General features: G+C 60.5%; 14 protein-coding genes. 8 read left to right on the forward strand and 6 right to left on the reverse strand.

The annotated features are described in order from the left end of the window. Positions 1–288: 288 nt before the first annotated feature. Positions 289–1104, forward strand: coding sequence for a hypothetical protein (locus tag H1B37_RS20610; protein ID WP_182868538.1), 816 nt, complete (start codon positions 289–291; stop codon positions 1102–1104). A 194-nt stretch (positions 1105–1298) separates the two neighbouring features. Here H1B37_RS20610 and rfbA read toward each other — a convergent pair whose 3' ends face one another. The 3 genes from rfbA to H1B37_RS20625 are packed head-to-tail and all read right to left on the reverse strand — an operon-like array spanning position 1299 to position 4572. Beyond that, a complete protein-coding gene (gene rfbA, locus H1B37_RS20615) occupies positions 1299–2189 on the reverse strand; it encodes a glucose-1-phosphate thymidylyltransferase RfbA (RefSeq protein ID WP_182868539.1) in 891 nt (296 codons plus the stop codon). Continuing rightward, complete coding sequence (gene rfbB / locus H1B37_RS20620) at positions 2186–3253, reverse strand: dTDP-glucose 4,6-dehydratase (protein WP_182868540.1); 1068 nt, start codon at positions 3251–3253, stop codon at positions 2186–2188. The genes rfbA and rfbB overlap by 4 nt, the downstream gene beginning before the upstream one ends. Beyond that, entirely contained in the window at positions 3250–4572 is a 1323-nt protein-coding gene (locus tag H1B37_RS20625; protein WP_182868541.1) for a prolipoprotein diacylglyceryl transferase, read from the reverse strand. Before H1B37_RS20625 ends, rfbB begins: the two co-directional genes overlap by 4 nt. A gap of 169 nt (positions 4573–4741) precedes the next feature. Between H1B37_RS20625 and H1B37_RS20630 the strand changes: the two genes are divergently transcribed. Beyond that, positions 4742–5563, forward strand: coding sequence for a hypothetical protein (locus H1B37_RS20630; RefSeq protein ID WP_182868542.1), 822 nt, complete (start codon positions 4742–4744; stop codon positions 5561–5563). Positions 5564–5810: 247 nt separating this feature from the next. Here the strand turns inward: H1B37_RS20630 and metF are convergent, their stop codons facing one another. Continuing rightward, positions 5811–6704 carry a methylenetetrahydrofolate reductase [NAD(P)H] gene (gene metF, locus H1B37_RS20635; protein WP_182868543.1) on the reverse strand — a complete coding sequence of 298 codons (894 nt, stop codon included), beginning with the start codon at positions 6702–6704 and terminating at the stop codon, positions 5811–5813. A 398-nt stretch (positions 6705–7102) separates the two neighbouring features. Between metF and H1B37_RS20640 the strand changes: the two genes are divergently transcribed. After that, a complete protein-coding gene (locus H1B37_RS20640; RefSeq protein WP_220498294.1) occupies positions 7103–8605 on the forward strand; it encodes a GntP family permease in 1503 nt (500 codons plus the stop codon). Here H1B37_RS20640 and H1B37_RS20645 read toward each other — a convergent pair. Next, complete coding sequence (locus H1B37_RS20645) at positions 8522–9925, reverse strand: prepilin peptidase (protein ID WP_182868544.1); 1404 nt, start codon at positions 9923–9925, stop codon at positions 8522–8524. The two genes, H1B37_RS20640 and H1B37_RS20645, sit on opposite strands and share 84 nt — an antisense overlap. A 166-nt stretch (positions 9926–10091) precedes the next feature. Here H1B37_RS20645 and H1B37_RS20650 point away from each other — a divergent pair, with 166 nt between their 5' ends. From H1B37_RS20650 to H1B37_RS20670, 5 genes are all read left to right on the forward strand, one after another. Further along, complete coding sequence (locus H1B37_RS20650; RefSeq protein WP_182868570.1) at positions 10092–11477, forward strand: cryptochrome/DNA photolyase family protein; 1386 nt, start codon at positions 10092–10094, stop codon at positions 11475–11477. Between the two features lie 370 nt (positions 11478–11847). After that, on the forward strand, positions 11848–12279 hold the full coding sequence (rplM, locus tag H1B37_RS20655; RefSeq protein ID WP_182868571.1) for a 50S ribosomal protein L13: 432 nt from the start codon (positions 11848–11850) through the stop codon (positions 12277–12279). A 63-nt stretch (positions 12280–12342) separates the two neighbouring features. Next, a complete protein-coding gene (gene rpsI, locus H1B37_RS20660; RefSeq protein WP_147870291.1) occupies positions 12343–12756 on the forward strand; it encodes a 30S ribosomal protein S9 in 414 nt (137 codons plus the stop codon). Between the two features lie 15 nt (positions 12757–12771). After that, positions 12772–12993 (forward strand): translation initiation factor IF-1, encoded by a 222-nt coding sequence (gene infA / locus H1B37_RS20665; protein ID WP_094411247.1) that lies wholly within the window; start codon positions 12772–12774, stop codon positions 12991–12993. Positions 12994–13025: 32 nt separating this feature from the next. Further along, positions 13026–13838: an inositol monophosphatase family protein gene (locus H1B37_RS20670; protein WP_182868545.1), complete on the forward strand. Its 813-nt coding sequence runs from the start codon at positions 13026–13028 to the stop codon at positions 13836–13838. A gap of 86 nt (positions 13839–13924) precedes the next feature. Here the strand turns inward: H1B37_RS20670 and H1B37_RS20675 are convergent, their stop codons facing one another. Further along, entirely contained in the window at positions 13925–15835 is a 1911-nt protein-coding gene (locus H1B37_RS20675; RefSeq protein ID WP_182868546.1) for a dockerin type I domain-containing protein, read from the reverse strand. Positions 15836–15853: the final 18 nt, after the last annotated feature.

A 15853-nucleotide genomic window follows, 5' to 3' on the forward strand; every position in this document is an offset into this window, starting at 1 on the left:
CCGTCTGAATTCTGCGTGCCGTCGGTCCTGCCGTAACAATTACGCGGTTGCGTTCGGCTCGGTCACTGCGGCGAGTATTGTTGCTGACCGAGAGTGTCGCAGATTGAATCTGGTTCGCCAAATCACCTCGGCCAAGAAAAACTGCGGCGGCGCCAGCCTCCGGGGCCTGAAACTTGAAACCCGAAACCCGAAACAAAAAAACTGAAACATCCGTTCGCCGGTTCCGCTTGGTTGTTTGAAAGGCATCTTCACGCCGCAACCCAATCAATTTCTTTCGGATCTCGACCCATGAAACGCACTGCCAAAAAGCTTTTCGTCGCTGCCGCAATCGCTGCCGTCTCGATTCAATCTGTTCCGACCGCGTCGGCTTGTGGTGGACGCGGGGGACGCGTTTCGTACGCCCCGGTCTATGGGGGTTATTCCCGGGCCGCGTCGAACTACCGCAGCACGCTGCCGACGACGCCACCGATCCACAATGCCGCGCCGCGGTTCAATCCCGCGCTGGGGCAAGCCGCCCCGCCGGCGGCGATCACTCAGCCGGCTTCGACGGCGTCCACCGTCGCCGCCGTTCGCCCGCGGCCGCGAGCCCAAGTGGCGTTGCAAACGTCGGCGGCACCACAGCAAACGCTCCCGCAACAAGCGACCACTCAACCCACCACGACGCCGATGACAAATAAACCAGCGGCAAACACGGTCGATGCCGAATCGTCCGCCCTGGCGGCACTCGCGTCGCTGACCGCGTCCAAACCGATCGGGGCGTCATCCACGCCCAGCGTTTCGAATCCGGCGCCGACCACGACAACCGCCGTTGCAGCCTCGGAAGCCACTCCCGGCCACATCGGAAGCTTCCAAGCGACCTTGCCCAGCAACGTCACGATCGAATTGAACCTCAACAGCAGTAACACGTTCTCCTGGGTCGTTCGCAACAACGGCAAGACCAGTCAGTTCACCGGCCAATACCGAGTGACCGAGGGACGCTTGACACTGGTCCGCAGCAACGATCTGCAAAAGATGGAAGGCAAGCTGACGATGGCAGCCAACGGGTTCACGTTCCAACTGGACGGTGCCAACAACGCCGGCTTGGACTTCAAGAAGGTCGCGTAGCTGGACAGCGCCACTTTGCTCAAGAAACACCGTGAATTGCCGGTCGAACGTAGCTACCTTCGCCAGAAGGTGGATCTCTGGGGTTTTCCACGCTCTGGCGAGCGTAGCTACACCAAAGTGGCGTGGTCCAGCTAGCGGGCTTGAGGAACAAGGGTGTCCGGACTGCAAGGACTCCTCGCGTCGTCCACGACGGCTCACACGACGCTGCGATGGGTGATCGGATGCTCGAGCAACTTGCGAAGGTAACGCCCGTATTCGCTGTGCCGCACGGAATCGGCACAGCGGGCGAGGCCTTGGCGGTCGATCCAGGCGTTGCGAAAGGCAATCTCTTCCGGGCAACAGACTTTCAACCCCGTCCGCTTTTCGATCGCACCGACGAAGCTGCTGGCGTCGTGCAGACTCTCGTGCGTCCCCGTATCCAGCCAGGCGATCCCGCGGCCCAGGACTTTGACTTCCAACGCTCCCTCACTGAGGTACATGCGATTCAAATCGGTGATCTCCAATTCGCCGCGTGACGAGGGACGCAGTTGCTTGGCAAACTCGCCGGCACGCGAATCAAAAAAGTACAATCCCGGCACGGCAAAGTTCGATTTCGGATGATCAGGTTTTTCTTCCAACGTGATCACGCGACCGTCGGAGTCGAACGAGACGACGCCGTAGGCCGACGGGTTGCGGACTTCATAGGCAAAGATTTTTGCGCCGCGGTCCAGTTCCGCCGAACGACGCAGCAACTGGATCAGCCCTTCGCCATAGAACACGTTGTCGCCCAACACCAAACAACTCGGTTGCCCCTGCAAAAACGACTCGCCTAATAGAAACGCTTCGGCCAACCCACCGGGACGTTCCTGGACCGCATAAGAAATCCGGATGCCCCACTGCGCCCCGTCTCCCAACAGCGATTGAAACAGTGGCGTGTGATCGGGCGTGCTGATCAATAAGATGTCTTGAAGCCCGGCCAACATCAGCGTCGACAGCGGATAGTAGATCATCGGTTTATCGTAGACCGGCAGCAATTGTTTGCTGATCGCGGTCGTCAGTGGCGCCAGTCGGCTCCCGCTGCCGCCGGCCAGGATGATGCCTTTCATGATTGATCCGTCGATTGGACTCGGCCGAGTCGCTGGAGTTGATAGTTGCCCGCTAGGATCGCTTGCCACCAGTCGCGATTGTCGAGGTACCACCGGACCGTTTGCCGCAGTCCGGACTGGAGGTCGTGTTGTGGTTGCCAGCCTAGTCGTTGGCGAATCTTGGTCGAATCGATCGCGTAGCGGAAATCATGTCCGGGCCGATCGGCGACGAAGCGGATCAAATCGGCGTGGCATCCGCTCGGGCGTGGATGCAGCTCGTCCAAGATCTCGCACACTGCGCGGACCAGGTCGATGTTGCGACGCTGGCAATCGCCTCCGATGTTGTAGGTCTGGCCGACCTCTCCGAGTTGCAACACTTGGCATAACGCCGATGCGTGGTCCGCAACGTGCAACCAGTCGCGGACGTTTTCTCCATGCCCATACACCGGCAGCGGTTGCTCCCCGATCGCCTTGATGATCATCAGCGGGATCAGTTTTTCAGGGAACTGATACGGACCGTAGTTGTTGCTGCAATTGGTGACGATCACGGGCAATCCGTACGTCGTTCTCCAGGCGCGGGCCAGATGATCCGAGGATGCCTTGGTGGCCGCATAGGGCGAATGCGGGTCGTAGGCCGTCGACTCGGAAAACAGCCCTTCGTCGCCGAGTGCCCCGTAGACTTCGTCGGTCGAGACGTGCAGGAAACGAAACGAGTCGGCGCGCGGGCCGGAAAGCTCTTGAGAGTATTCACTGGCCGCCGACAGCAGGTGAAAGGTGCCGACGACGTTGGTCTGGATAAAGTCGGCCGGACCGTCGATCGAACGATCGACGTGCGATTCGGCGGCCAAGTGCATCACCGCGTCCGGGGCATGCTCGGCAAACACGCCACGCATCAACGTCAAATCCGCAATGTCGCCACGAACGAACACATACCGTGGGTCGTTGGCGATTTCGGCCAGCGAGTTCGGGTTGCCGGCGTACGTCAGTTTGTCCACGTTGACCACGCAGTGCGGCGTTGCGGTGAGCAGGTGGCGGACCAGATTGCTGCCGATGAACCCACAACCGCCGGTGACCAGAATCTTCACGAGATCTCTCCCGACAGCGCCGGGTCGCTGCCGTCGGCGGCTTCGCTGCGGATGAAGTACACCCAGATCAATCCGACGATCGACAGCGTCAGCACGACCACACTGACCCACTGTGAAATCGACAGCGATGTGTTGAACTGGCCGGCTTCATCGACCCGAACAATCTCCAACACAAAACGCAACACCGCATACGAGGCAAACCCGATGAACATCATCGCACCGGTCCGCGTGATCCACAGTGACAAGGCACACAACCCGATGCACAGCGCCAGCGAACTGAGGCTGCTGATCGGTTGGGCGGCGCGCACCGGCAACGCCCGCTCGGGCAATTCTTCAGGCGACAACACGTGCGTCTTTCCCGAAACTCGCATCATCCAACCCGGCACAATCTCCTCTTCGGGGAGCTTCGGGTCGGCGGTCTTGTAGGGACGTCGATCGAAATCGCCGGCTTCATACACGTCGTTCGCTTTGATCCCCAACTCGTCGGCGACACTTCCCGGTACGACCGAATGGATCGTTCCGGTTTTCAAATCGATGTCCATGCCCAACAGTTCGCCGCTGGTCAGTTGCTCCTGATAGACCTTGGTGATCGGAGGAAATCGCAACGACGCCCAACCGGGCTCACACCGCCCGCCGTAGCAGCAGCCGTTCAGTAGGCATCCCAAGCGTCCAAAAAAGACGCCTAGGAAAATGCACGGCACGATCGCGTCGCCGAACCGCAACAGCGGGACCTTGTTGCGAAAGGTAAAGATCATGAAGGCCAGGAAGCCGCCGATGAATGATCCATAGACCACCAAACCGCCTTCGGTGAACGCCAGCATGTTTTTGATCGTTTCCATCGTCGTCGCGCCGATGTATTCGTCGCGGTACTGGATCACGTAAAACAGCCGGGCGCCGACGATTCCGCCGATGAACACCCAGGGGGCCAGCGAGTAGATCAGTTCGGGGTTCATGCCGGCACGCGAGGTCCGGTAGGCCGCCAGCGCGATCGCACTCATCACGCCACAAACCAAGAACACGCCGTAGCCGCGGATCGCCATTCCGACGGGTTCGCCGGCGACATTTTTCAATTCGACATTGGGCAGAATGAACACGACCAATCCTGCCGCGGCGGCCCAAAACAGGCCTTCAGCCGCGATGACTTGTCCCAGCGTCGGAGGTCCATGTTCGCCGTCGCTGCCGCCGAATCGGCTGATTTGACGTTGCGCCCAGCCCAGTCGGATGAGCAACGCCAGCACCAGGATCCCCAACGCCCAACCGATCCCAAAGATGGGAAAGGGCCCGATTTCATGGGGAATGAACAAGAGCGTGCGTTGCATCGATGTCGGTGAAAGGAGGAAGACGAAGGGTAGAAACGGCGAAAAAAAGCCGGCGACATTGGTCTAGACCACCGGCGGCGCCCTTTTCTACGCTCCAGAGACGCAAAAAGTCCAGGTCGCCTCGCGACAACACCTCCGAGCACCACCTTCCCCCCACGAGAACGCCAGCATGATGCGGCTTTCCCAACCGATCGCTCCCAATCCGCTTGCGGCACTGACGCGGATCCTGTGTTGCTGCCTGATCGTCACGGCCGGGACCGCCGCTGCCGAATCGCCGGCTCGCCTGGCTGCGGCAAAAATTCCCGCCGCCGACGACGGTGCCTTTCAAGTCACGATCGAAGTCTTCGAGCTGCTGGCCGATCAGAAACTGCAGCTCCAAGATCGACACCTGGTGCTGTTCAAAGACGGCAAAGCCTACGATTTCGCTCTCACCGAGCCCCGCAACGTGACGCTGATCGATCCGATCAATGGCCAAGTCACGTTGCTCTCCCGCGTCGACCACGTCAAATCCACGATCACCCATCAAGACATCGTGACTGCCGCGGCTCGGTTTCGGCTGTTCGCGACCAACGAAGGCCTGGAAACCCGGTTGGGAATCAACGCCAAAACCGTTCGTGACGCGAACCAGACAAACACGTATCGAATCCAATTCGGCGATTACCACTACACCGCCAGTGCCGCCGATCCGGAGATTGCGGCGCAACCGAATCGATTTGCCGAGTTCACCGACTGGGTCGCCCGAGTCAATTTGGTGCGTAAGATCGGCACGCCGCCGTTCGCCCGAATCAATCTCGGCAACACCATCGCCGCCGACGGACGGATTCCCGAGACGGTCACACTGGAATTGAAATCCGACACGCACGGCCGGACGTTCGTTTCCAACTACAAATTCAAAGCGGACTTGAGCAAAGAAAGCCGGCAGCGCGCCGAGGAAGTCGCCGGCATGTTGACGCTCTATCGCGACGTGCCGTTGGCGGCGTTCCCGCGGTAGCCGTCAAGGGTTGCTGATTCAATTGAAGCGTTAGATTGAACGCCGGAATGCCAGCCCGACGCGTTCGCTAGGATCGCTGGGGGGCATCCGCACTGATGAGGTCGTGCGGTTTTTGACCTCTTTTCTATCAGGCGTTTACGCCTTCACCCTCCCCTCGCTACGCTCGACCCTCCCTGTCAGGGAGGGTGAATTCCGATACACCGCATGCCCACCAACGCGTCGCGTTTGACTTGCTCATCTGGCACCGTCAGGACGACTGGGCGCCCAGTGACAGGCCATCGAGCATTTGCGCCGCGGCGTCGCTCTTGTTGAGCACGTAGTAGTGGATCCCGGGGACACCGTTTTCGATCAAGTCGATCGTTTGCACCCGCGCGTGATCCACGCCGACTTTGAACTGGTGGTCGGCATCGTCGCTTTCGTTCATCGCGGCCGCCATGGCATCGGGGATCCGTGCCTTGCACATCCCGGCGATCCGCTGTGCCTGTTTGAAATTGGTCACCGGCAGGATGCCGGGCACGATCGGGACATCGATGCCCGCGGCCACACTGGCATCGCGAAAACGATAAAAGTCGTCGTTGTCATAAAACAACTGCGTGACCACGATATCCGCGCCCGCGTCGACTTTGCGTTTCAGGTTGTCCAGGTCCGTTTGGGCGTCGGGGGCTTCCTGGTGGACTTCTGGGTACCCGGCCACGGCGATGCCGAACTGGTCGGGGAAGCTTTCTCGGATCAAGGCGACCAATTCGTTGCCGTAACGCAGTCCGCCCTCGACCGCTTGGAATGATTCGCTGCCCTTGGGCGGGTCCCCACGCAACGCGACGATGTAGTCGGCGCCGCGGCGTTTGGCTTCGGCCAAGTAGTCACGCAGTTGAGCGACGGTCGAACCGACGCAGGTCAGGTGCGACGCGACCGGAAGCTTGGTGATTTGCCGCACACGCTCGACAACGTCCAGCGTCCGCGACTGGGTCGAACCGCCGGCGCCGTAGGTGCACGTGAAGAAACTGGGCTCGAACGCCTTCAATCGCTCGACGTTCGTTTCCAGCAATTTCATGCCGGCTTCGGTTTTCGGCGGGAACAATTCGAACGAAATCGCGCAGCGCTCGCCGTTGAAGTGGTCGGCAAGTTGGATCGGAAAACTCATCTGGGACCGATAGGCGTGGATTGGAGGTCGGTAGGAAATGGGCGTCTATTGTAGCCCTGTGAGCAGAATCGCAATCGGTGACTCTCAGAAAGGTGGGCAGCGCCACGATGACGTAGCTACGCTCGCCAGAGCGTGGAAAACCCCGGGAATCCACCTTTTGACGAAGGTCGCTACGTTTGACCGGCGTTTCACGATATTGCTTGTGCAAAGTGGCTTTGTCCAGCTAGACAGCAGGGCGGGTGAATCCATGCTCTCCCGTGAGCCGTCGCTAAGGGCTGATTCTTGACCCACGCTGGCCGCCCGCCTAGACTCGCCGCTCGCGCCAGCGGCCCCGGGGCGCTGATCCCCCCGCCGGGCATCCACGTTCGTCTTTCCGCCTGCCTTCCACGGTGTCTCCGTTGATCGATGCTTCTTTGCTGTTCCCCGTTGGTTTCCAGTGGCCGGCGTCTGTTTCGATGGTGTTGGGGCAAGCCGAGCCGGCCGGTCCGCCGGCGGGACCGCTGATCGCGCTGCTGGTTTTCGGCATCGCGCTGTTGTTGGTGTTGATCTTAAAACTGAAACTGTCCGCGTTTTTGGCCCTGCTGTTGGTCTCCGTCGTCGTCGCGGCGTCCAGCCGGACGGTCAACCCCGAGGCGGTCCCGCTGACCCAGGTCGCCGACACGATCGTCAAAAGCATGGGCAGCGCGCTGGGATTTATCGCCACGATCATCGGGATCGGAGCCGTCTTTGGGGCGATTCTCGAACACAGCGGCGGGACACAGGCGTTGGCCAACCATCTGGTGCGAGTGTTCGGCCCCAAACGCGCTTCGTGGGCGATGCTGTTGACCGGATTCATCATCTCGATCCCCGTCTTTTTGGACGTGGCGTTGGTGATTTTGGCGCCGCTGCTGTACGCGTTGGCGCGGGACACGAAACGGCCGTTCTTGCACTTCGGGCTGCCGCTGGTCGCCGGCATGGCGGTCACGCACGCGTTCGTCCCCCCGACCCCCGGCCCGGTCGCGGTGGCTTACCTGCTGGGCGTCAATCTGGGCTGGGTGATTCTGTTCGGCGTGATGGTGGGATTGCCGACGGCGATCCTGTGCGGCCCTTGGTTGTGCGTCAAGCTGTCCAAGGGCGTGGACATCGTGCTGCCGGAGGCACCTGAGATTGACGAAAGTGAACAGGTGGCGCTGCCTCCGTTCGGGTTCATCGTGTTTTTGATCGGATTGCCGATCGGATTGATTTTAGCCAACACGGTCATCGAGCAATGGTATGCCGCGGGGCTGGCCGAAGGGCTGACACGCGACCAGCGTGGCGCCGAACTCGCCGCATCGTTGGCCAGTGCATCGCCGCTGGTCCAGTTCATCACGTTCATCGGGCACCCGGTCATCGCGCTGTTGTTTTCAACGCTCACGGCGCTGTACTTCCTGGGAACCCGGCGTGGCGTGGATCGGGAAACCCTGCTGGAAATCTCGACCAAGGCACTCGGCCCGGCGGGCATCATTATTTTGATCACCGGTGCCGGCGGCGTGTTCAAGGGCGTGCTGGCGGCGACGGGGATCACCGATGCGATGGAGGAGATCTTTCGCGACTCAGGGATTTCGGTGCTGTTGTTGGCTTGGGTGTTCGCGACGTTGATTCGCATCGCCCAAGGTTCAGCGACCGTTGCGATGCTGACCGCCGCCGGTTTGATGGGGAACTTTGTCGACGGGATGAGCCAGCCGCAATTGGCACTGATCACGGTCGCGATTGCCGCCGGAGCGACGGGATTCTCCCACGTCAACGATTCCGGGTTCTGGATGATCTCCCGCTACTTCCAAATGTCCGAAGCCCAAACGCTACGGACCTGGGGGATCATCTCGACGCTGATCTCCGTCATCGGATTCGCAATCGCGATGGTAATCTGGCAATTCGTCGGTTGAGCCATCCTCGGCGGGATCATTGTCGGGAACTGTCAGCTTGCCATCGTCTGACGCTGTCGCTGTCGCTGTCGCTGACGCTGTCGCTGACGCTGTCGCTGTCGCTGCGGTGCGATCAGTCAGGAAGAACGGCACGGCCAGGACCGCGAGTGCCGCGACGATGATCGCGCTGCGGCTGCTGTGATCGCTGGGCCAAGCGGGCGTTTCCCAGAGCATGCGCCAGAACACAAGGTGCAACGTCAGCGCGAACGGCAAGGCGAATGCGAATGATTCCATCGCCCCACGCCGAGCGATTTGCCCTCGCGGCCCGTCGTTGATGGGAATCCATCGCAGCAACCGGCGCAGCAAGATCGCCAAGACCGCTGCGACGATCACCAGCGCGGGCATCGATTGCCAACCGATCACCAGGGCGGGAATCGACAGCATCGCGATCAGATCGACCAACCGCGCCGTGCCGGTGCCGAGCGGATCAAGTTTTAAATCGGCCGAAGGGCACAGCCCCTTGGCCAGCACGCGTCCGAATAAGGCCGCGGCGACCAGGGCGCTGGCCACACGCATGATCGCATCGACGTGCAATCCGTCGGGCACCCAACCCAGCGGGCGACTGGCCTGCCACGGCACGACCATCACCGTCGGATAGGCCAACATTGGCACCACCACCGCGACGCCGGCAAAGACGACCAACCGGGTCGGCAACCGGGTTCCGTCGATTCGAATCAAGGCCATCGCCCACAACGTTGACACCGCCACGGTGTGATACGTCAGAATCGCCAACAGCTGTGGCGAGACGCGGGGGGCCCACAGCGGGCCGCCGTGACCGTGGACGAACTGTGCCGGCAAGGCGAGCGAGTATAGCTGGGTGATTCCGATCAGCGTCAACGTGATCCCCACCAACGCCTCGACGATCGGATAGCGACGCGAGATCGGCAGCGAGCAAAACCGGCAACGCCCACCCAGCGAGATCCAACCCAGGATCGGCACGTTGTCTTGAATCTTCAACGTGTTCGCGCAGCGGGGGCAGTGGGAATGGCCGCCGATGCCTTCGCCACGCGGCATCCGCCAAGCGACGACGTTCAAGAAACTGCCGATCGAACTGCAAAAAAACAGCAACCAACTGACGATCGTCGCGTCGATCAACCGGGGCTCGACCAAATCTTCAAAGTCGTAATAGGCGTGCCGGTGCGACTGGATCAGTGCCAGTCCGAACACGTAGCCGCCGATGGCGATCGAGATCGCCGCCAACGTGGCGATCAGGGGGAGCTTCTTTCGCAGTCGATGTCGCTTCAAGTTGTCACGTCCGAATGAAGGCGGGGCCACTTCCATGCTTCGCCGGTTGCTTGGGCACAATACTATGATCGTGGCAACGTCCGCTACAACCTTGCTCCCGAATTCCACCGGATCATCCGCCGACATGCCGATTCCCGAGATTCGAATCACGCAGGCCAATTCGCGGTCGTTGCGACAAGACGGCCGGTACGTGTTGTACTGGATGATCGCCGCACGGCGAACACGATACAACTTCGCGCTCCAGCATGCCGTCGATCGCGCCCGGTCACTCGACAAGCCGCTGGTCGTCTTCGAGCCGCTTCGCGTGCGCTATGACTGGGCCAGTGACCGATTCCATCGCTTCATCATCCAGGGGATGCGCGACAACGCCGACGCGTTTGGCGACAAACCGGTCATGTACTTTCCGTATGTCGAGCCGAAACCGGGCCGCGGTTCGCCGCTGTTGGCAAAATTGGCCGAAAACGCGTGCACGGTGGTCACCGACGAATTCCCGTGCTTCTTTCTGCCCCACATGATCCGGGCGGTGAAAGACCGATTGCCGGTGCCGCTGGAACTGGTCGACGGCAACTGTGTCGTGCCGATGCGGCTGCCCGAACGAACTTTTACCGTCGCCCACAGCTATCGGCGCTGGATGCAGAAGAACATCCTGGATTGCCTGACCGAGCTGCCCGAAACGGATCCGCTGGATGACGTCGCGTTGCCCGAACTGGACAAGCTGCCTGCGGCGGTGACCCGAAAATGGAAGCCGGCGAATCTGGATGCGCTGCTGGCCGATGACGGTTTGGCGTCGATTCCGATCGATCATTCGGTGCCCCCCAGCCCGGTCGTCGATGGCGGCAGTGTGGCCGCCGCGAAGGTTTTGGACCGTTTTTTGTCGGATGCCCTGCCGGTCTACCACACCGATCGCAACCACCCCGACGAACACGCCACCAGCGGACTTAGCCCGCACCTCCATTTCGGCCACATCGCCGCCCATGAAATCGTCGAGCGGGTGCTGGACCACGAAGACTGGACCCCCGACCAGGCATCCAAGGCCAACGGAAAGAACCACGGATTTTGGAACACCAGCGAGCCGGCCGAAGGTTTTTTGGACCAGATCCTGACCTGGCGTGAAATGGGGTTCAACATGGCGTTCCGCGAGCCGGAAACGTACGACAAACTCGAATCGCTGCCCGATTGGGCCAAGAAAACGATCGCCGAGACGGCCGACGACCCGCGGCCGGTGACCTACACGCTCGAGCAGTTCGAGGCCGCCGAGACCGACGACGAACTGTGGAACGCGGCCCAGCGTCAATTGGTCCGCCAGGGGGTCATGCACAATTACATGCGGATGCTGTGGGGCAAGAAAATCCTGCACTGGACCGAATCGGCCCCTCAGGCGCTCCGGATCATGATTCACTTGAACAACAAATACGCCTTGGACGGACGCGATCCCAACTCCTACAACGGGATCTTTTGGGTGCTGGGTCGCTACGACCGGGCTTGGGGCCCCAAACGCCCCATCTTCGGCAGCCTGCGTTACATGACCAGCGACAGTGCCCGCAAGAAGCTGCGGCTGACGAAGTACTTAAGTCGCTTTGAAAGTTAAGCCGGCGAGTCAATTTCGCCCCCGAAAACTCTGAAAAGCCCTTGCCGAGCCGGGAAGGTGTCGATACGCTTCCGAATCCTCCGCCGGAGGACCGTTCTCGGTCTTTCTCGGCGGCAGGGATCGCGAATCCGATTCGCTCCGCTTCCAAGCGAGCTCCTCGTGAGATCGTGCCGTGTTTGACCGGCCGAAATCGCCGCCGAAGACACCAATCGCCGCCGCAGAACAACGGGCGCCGAGGTCGTGGTCGATCTGCACCCGCTGCAGCGACCGCCGTTTCGCCCCCGCCAGAGCCGAGCGATCCGTTTGACGTTCGCCCAACCGCACATTTTCCGTATTCCGTAGAACTGTTCCCGTGACGCAACCTACCTACATGGCCAAACCCGGCCAAGTTGAACAGAACTGGCACGTCGTCGACGCCTCCGACGAGGTCCTCGGACGCTTGGCCAGTGACATCGCCGTCGTCCTGATGGGCAAGCATCGCCCGCAGTACACCCCGCACGTCGATTGCGGTGATTTCGTGATCGTCACCAACGCGGACAAGGTCGCGATGACGGGCCGAAAGATGGACGCCCGGCACTACACGTGGTACACCGGGTACCCGGGTCTGCGGCTGGAAAGCTATGGCGACCGCCAACAACGCAAGCCGGAAGACCTGATCTATCACGCCGTCCGACGCATGCTGCCCAAGAATAAATTGGCCCGGCAAATGATCAAGAAACTGAAGATCTACGCCGGTCCGGATCACCCGCACGTGGCCCAGGATCCCAAACCGTTGGCTCGCACCGGCAAGAAAGTCAGCTAGCCACCCCGCTCGGCAGCCAGTCCCTGAACCCCCTTCCAAACAACTCATTTACCGACTCTACTGATGACCCTGGTCAAAAAAGACAAGATCAACGGTGACGCACTGGGCACCGGACGACGCAAAAGCAGTGTTGCACGCGTTCGCGTCCGCGCCGGCGAAGGCAAGATCACGATCAACCGCAAGCCGCTGAACGAATACTTCGTCAACGACCAGGACCAAGCTGCGATCACCGCGGCCCTGGCGGCCGTCGAATTGACCGATAAGCTAGACGTCATCGTGCGTGTCACCGGCGGCGGCCTGACCGGCCAAAGCGGTGCCGTTCGCATGGGCCTGGGACGTGCCCTGGTCAGCTACGATGAGTCGCTCCATGACACCCTTCGTGATGGCGGGTTCCTGACGCGAGACTCTCGCATGAAGGAACGAAAGAAACCAGGTTTGCGTGGAGCCCGACGCGGCGTCCAGTTCAGCAAACGATAACCCCTAGGAAAAAAGTTGGGCAAGAAAGAAGAAGCGTTCGAAGTCGAGGGCACGGTCACCCAGGCCCTCGCCAACACCCGGTTCCGAGTCCAATTGGAAACCGGCAACGAAGTGATGGCGCACGTCGCCGGACGGATGCGCAAGCACTTCATCCGTATCGTGCCAGGCGACAAGGTTCGTGTCGAACTGTCGCCCTATGATTTGACCAAAGGCCGAATCACGTACCGAGAACGTTAGCCGCCCGCGCGACTCGGACGTCCATCAATTTCATGCCCAGCGATCTGGCATCCATCCTCCGCCTGGCCGAGTCGGCCGCCGAAGCCGGCGGCCACGTCCTGCACCGCTATTGGAACGACGGCGTCGAGCTGCGGAATAAATCCGATGTCGGCGGAAAGAGCTATGACTTGGTCAGCGACGCCGACCTGGAAAGCCAGTCGGTGATCGCCAATCTGATCGCCAACATCTGCCCCGATCATGAACTGATGGGCGAAGAGGACCTTGTCGGTGACACCGAGGCGGAGCACCTGTGGGTCATCGACCCGCTGGACGGCACCAACAACTTTCTGCACCACGTGCCCCACTTCGCGGTCTCGATCGCCTACTACCACAACGGCACGCCGACGGTCGGTGTGGTGCTGAACCCGATCACCGGTGACACCTACACGGCCGTCAAAGGCGACGGGGCAAAACACAACGGCGCCCCGGTCCGCACCGCCACCGCGACCGAATTGTCCACCGCATTGGTTGGATGCGGTTTCTACTACGACCGCGGCGCGATGATGCGATCGACACTGTCGGCCATCGAAGACTTTTTTGCCCATGACATCCACGGGATTCGCCGCTTCGGCACCGCGGCGCTCGACCTGTGTGCCGTCGCCAGCGGGATGTTCGGCGCGTTCTTCGAGTACAAGCTCTCGCCCTGGGACTTCGCCGCCGGACAGCTGATCGTGACCGAGGCCGGCGGGAAGATCAGTGACGCGAAGGGCAACCCGCTGGGGTTAGAACCGTCAAGCGTACTGGCCAGCTGCCCAGGCCTGTACGAGGCCGCCCTGGAAATCACCGCCAAGCATCACCCGGCCTAGCCGTGACGTTCCATCTTGGTACGACATCCTTTCCGGGCCGTCGCGGAAGCGTCCGGTTTAGCCGCTGGTCCCCAACAGGAATCGCTTCAGCTTAACGACAACCGAAACGTGACCGCTTGATCGGTCGGATTAGCGATCCTCAGAAACACCTGCTGCCCGACGTGCGTGTCGCCGATCACGATTTGGCCGCCCAAGCGATCCAAGATCTCTAAGATCGATTCGAAGTTGTCAGGATAGCTCCCTGGGATGACCTCCGCGTCCTGGTCCAATAAGTGAAACTGCAACTGCAGAACCGATTCGTCTCTTTCGTCTAATCCCCGGGCCAACATCCGGATCACATTCGCCGGGGATTCAAACGAGTAATATTTCACCTCGTTAGCAGCGATCGTCACAACCGAGTGTGTCCCCGCCACAGACGGATCGGAATCGGACAACGGCACGGCCGACTCTAAATCCGCCACGTCAACCTCCACCGGAATCACGGTCGGTTCGATCAATTCGATGGCGACGCGATAGTCACTTGATTGACGCGGATTGTGAATGGCCAACACGTACTCGGCGGCGGTTTGATCGGTCGGTCCGTTAAGCCACGCCGAAAGCGAATCGGACCGCGGTGGGCCGATCGGCGATTCGTCACTGGCGCGGAACAACTGCATCTCGACGCCTTCATCGCCACTCAGCGTTAAAACGGCTCGTCGCGCGGTGGCCGAAAAACGGTAAAAGTGAACTTGCCCGCTGATCTCGGTGGCCCCGGTAATCGTCGCTGAGTTCCCATGAAAATGAACCACCCCGGCCTGATCTTGCGAGTAGCCGCTCAGAAGTGATTGGTCCGATTGATCGGGCGTGTTATCCAGCAGCACCGAGACACTGTATTGCCCGATCGATTCAGTGTTCGAAAAGACACGCAAATAGATCGAATCGGACCCGAGGGCCGCGTCCTGAAAAGCCCTGTAGTATCCGACGTCGGTTTGGTCATTCACGGCGATGGACGAGGGTTCGCGTTCCAGGACGTCTCCATTTTCGCCCAGCAATTCAAAGCCGATCCCATCAACGCCCTGGACGAATACCGATCCCGGCAATCCGTTGGGCAGTCGAAACACGTCGACGTCGCCAGGCATTTCAAGAGACTGCACGAAACTGGATCCGTTAGGCCGGATCGCAACGTCCACGGCCGTGAGAATCGTATCGCCGACGTCGCCTCCATCGTCTCCGTCGACGTCGGTCAATTCATCGCTTGATTCCGGCAACCAACGTGACGGTTCGAATTGGAAAACGCTCAAGGCGAAATCGAATGCCGCTTCCGATGCACCGTCGGCAAACTCGACCCGGACGAAGTACTCTCGACCGGGTTGGGTCGGGAAATCGATCCCTTGGAATCTTGCTCGAGCGGCCTGTGAGGAACTGCTGGCAATCCGCTGCATCTGAGCGTCCAGGATCGTCAGTTCCGCCAGGCTCTCGTCCAAGACCGAATTCAAGTCGACCGTTGCGCGTGGTTGCACTGCGGTGAACCGATAGGTTCGCAAATTCTGTTCGGCTGAAAGCGAGCTGATCACGTGTGCGAAGTCGTCATCAAAACCGAGCGTCTGGGCGTCGTCTTCCTGGCCTACGGGGATCGATGGATCCTCCTCCGACTCTGCCGAACCGATGCCCGTCGTTGATTGGCCCAGTCGATTGATGACGAACAATGCATCGCGGACGGTCAATTCGGAATCGCCGTTGGTATCCAAGTGCAACGTCGCCTGCGAATCGTCGGCATCGAGTCCAAGGATGGGCGGCGCGGCAACCGCGGCGAGGTCGGCGGTGTCCGAACGTCCGAGTTGGTTGATGACGACCAGGGCATCGCGTACCGTGACCGTGCCATCGCTATTGCTGTCAGCCGGATCCAACGGGTGCGTCCACGGGCTAAAAGGATCGGCGGCGAGCAATTGGCGGGTTTCTAAACGCTCGTGACAAAGGTGGATGTTTCTTGGCCGCAAAGACGTAGCGCGTCGTTTCATGTCAAGGGATCTGAAATC

Source organism: Stieleria mannarensis (assembly GCF_014154935.1).
Lineage (GTDB): Bacteria > Planctomycetota > Planctomycetia > Pirellulales > Pirellulaceae > Stieleria > Stieleria mannarensis.

Bases quoted from the DNA above. Each gene is read 5' to 3' on its own strand.
- H1B37_RS20630 (WP_182868542.1), top strand. From the start codon at position 4,742: ATGATGCGGCTTTCCCAACCGATCGCTCCCAATCCGCTTGCGGCACTG.
- H1B37_RS20610 (WP_182868538.1), top strand. From the start codon at position 289: ATGAAACGCACTGCCAAAAAGCTTTTCGTCGCTGCCGCAATCGCTGCC.
- rpsI (WP_147870291.1), top strand. From the start codon at position 12,343: ATGACCCTGGTCAAAAAAGACAAGATCAACGGTGACGCACTGGGCACC.
- H1B37_RS20650 (WP_182868570.1), top strand. From the start codon at position 10,092: ATGATCGCCGCACGGCGAACACGATACAACTTCGCGCTCCAGCATGCC.
- H1B37_RS20670 (WP_182868545.1), top strand. From the start codon at position 13,026: ATGCCCAGCGATCTGGCATCCATCCTCCGCCTGGCCGAGTCGGCCGCC.
- rplM (WP_182868571.1), top strand. From the start codon at position 11,848: ATGGCCAAACCCGGCCAAGTTGAACAGAACTGGCACGTCGTCGACGCC.
- H1B37_RS20645 (WP_182868544.1), bottom strand. From the start codon at position 9,925: ATGGAAGTGGCCCCGCCTTCATTCGGACGTGACAACTTGAAGCGACAT.
- rfbA (WP_182868539.1), bottom strand. From the start codon at position 2,189: ATGAAAGGCATCATCCTGGCCGGCGGCAGCGGGAGCCGACTGGCGCCA.
- H1B37_RS20675 (WP_182868546.1), bottom strand. From the start codon at position 15,835: ATGAAACGACGCGCTACGTCTTTGCGGCCAAGAAACATCCACCTTTGT.
- metF (WP_182868543.1), bottom strand. From the start codon at position 6,704: ATGAGTTTTCCGATCCAACTTGCCGACCACTTCAACGGCGAGCGCTGC.
- H1B37_RS20625 (WP_182868541.1), bottom strand. From the start codon at position 4,572: ATGCAACGCACGCTCTTGTTCATTCCCCATGAAATCGGGCCCTTTCCC.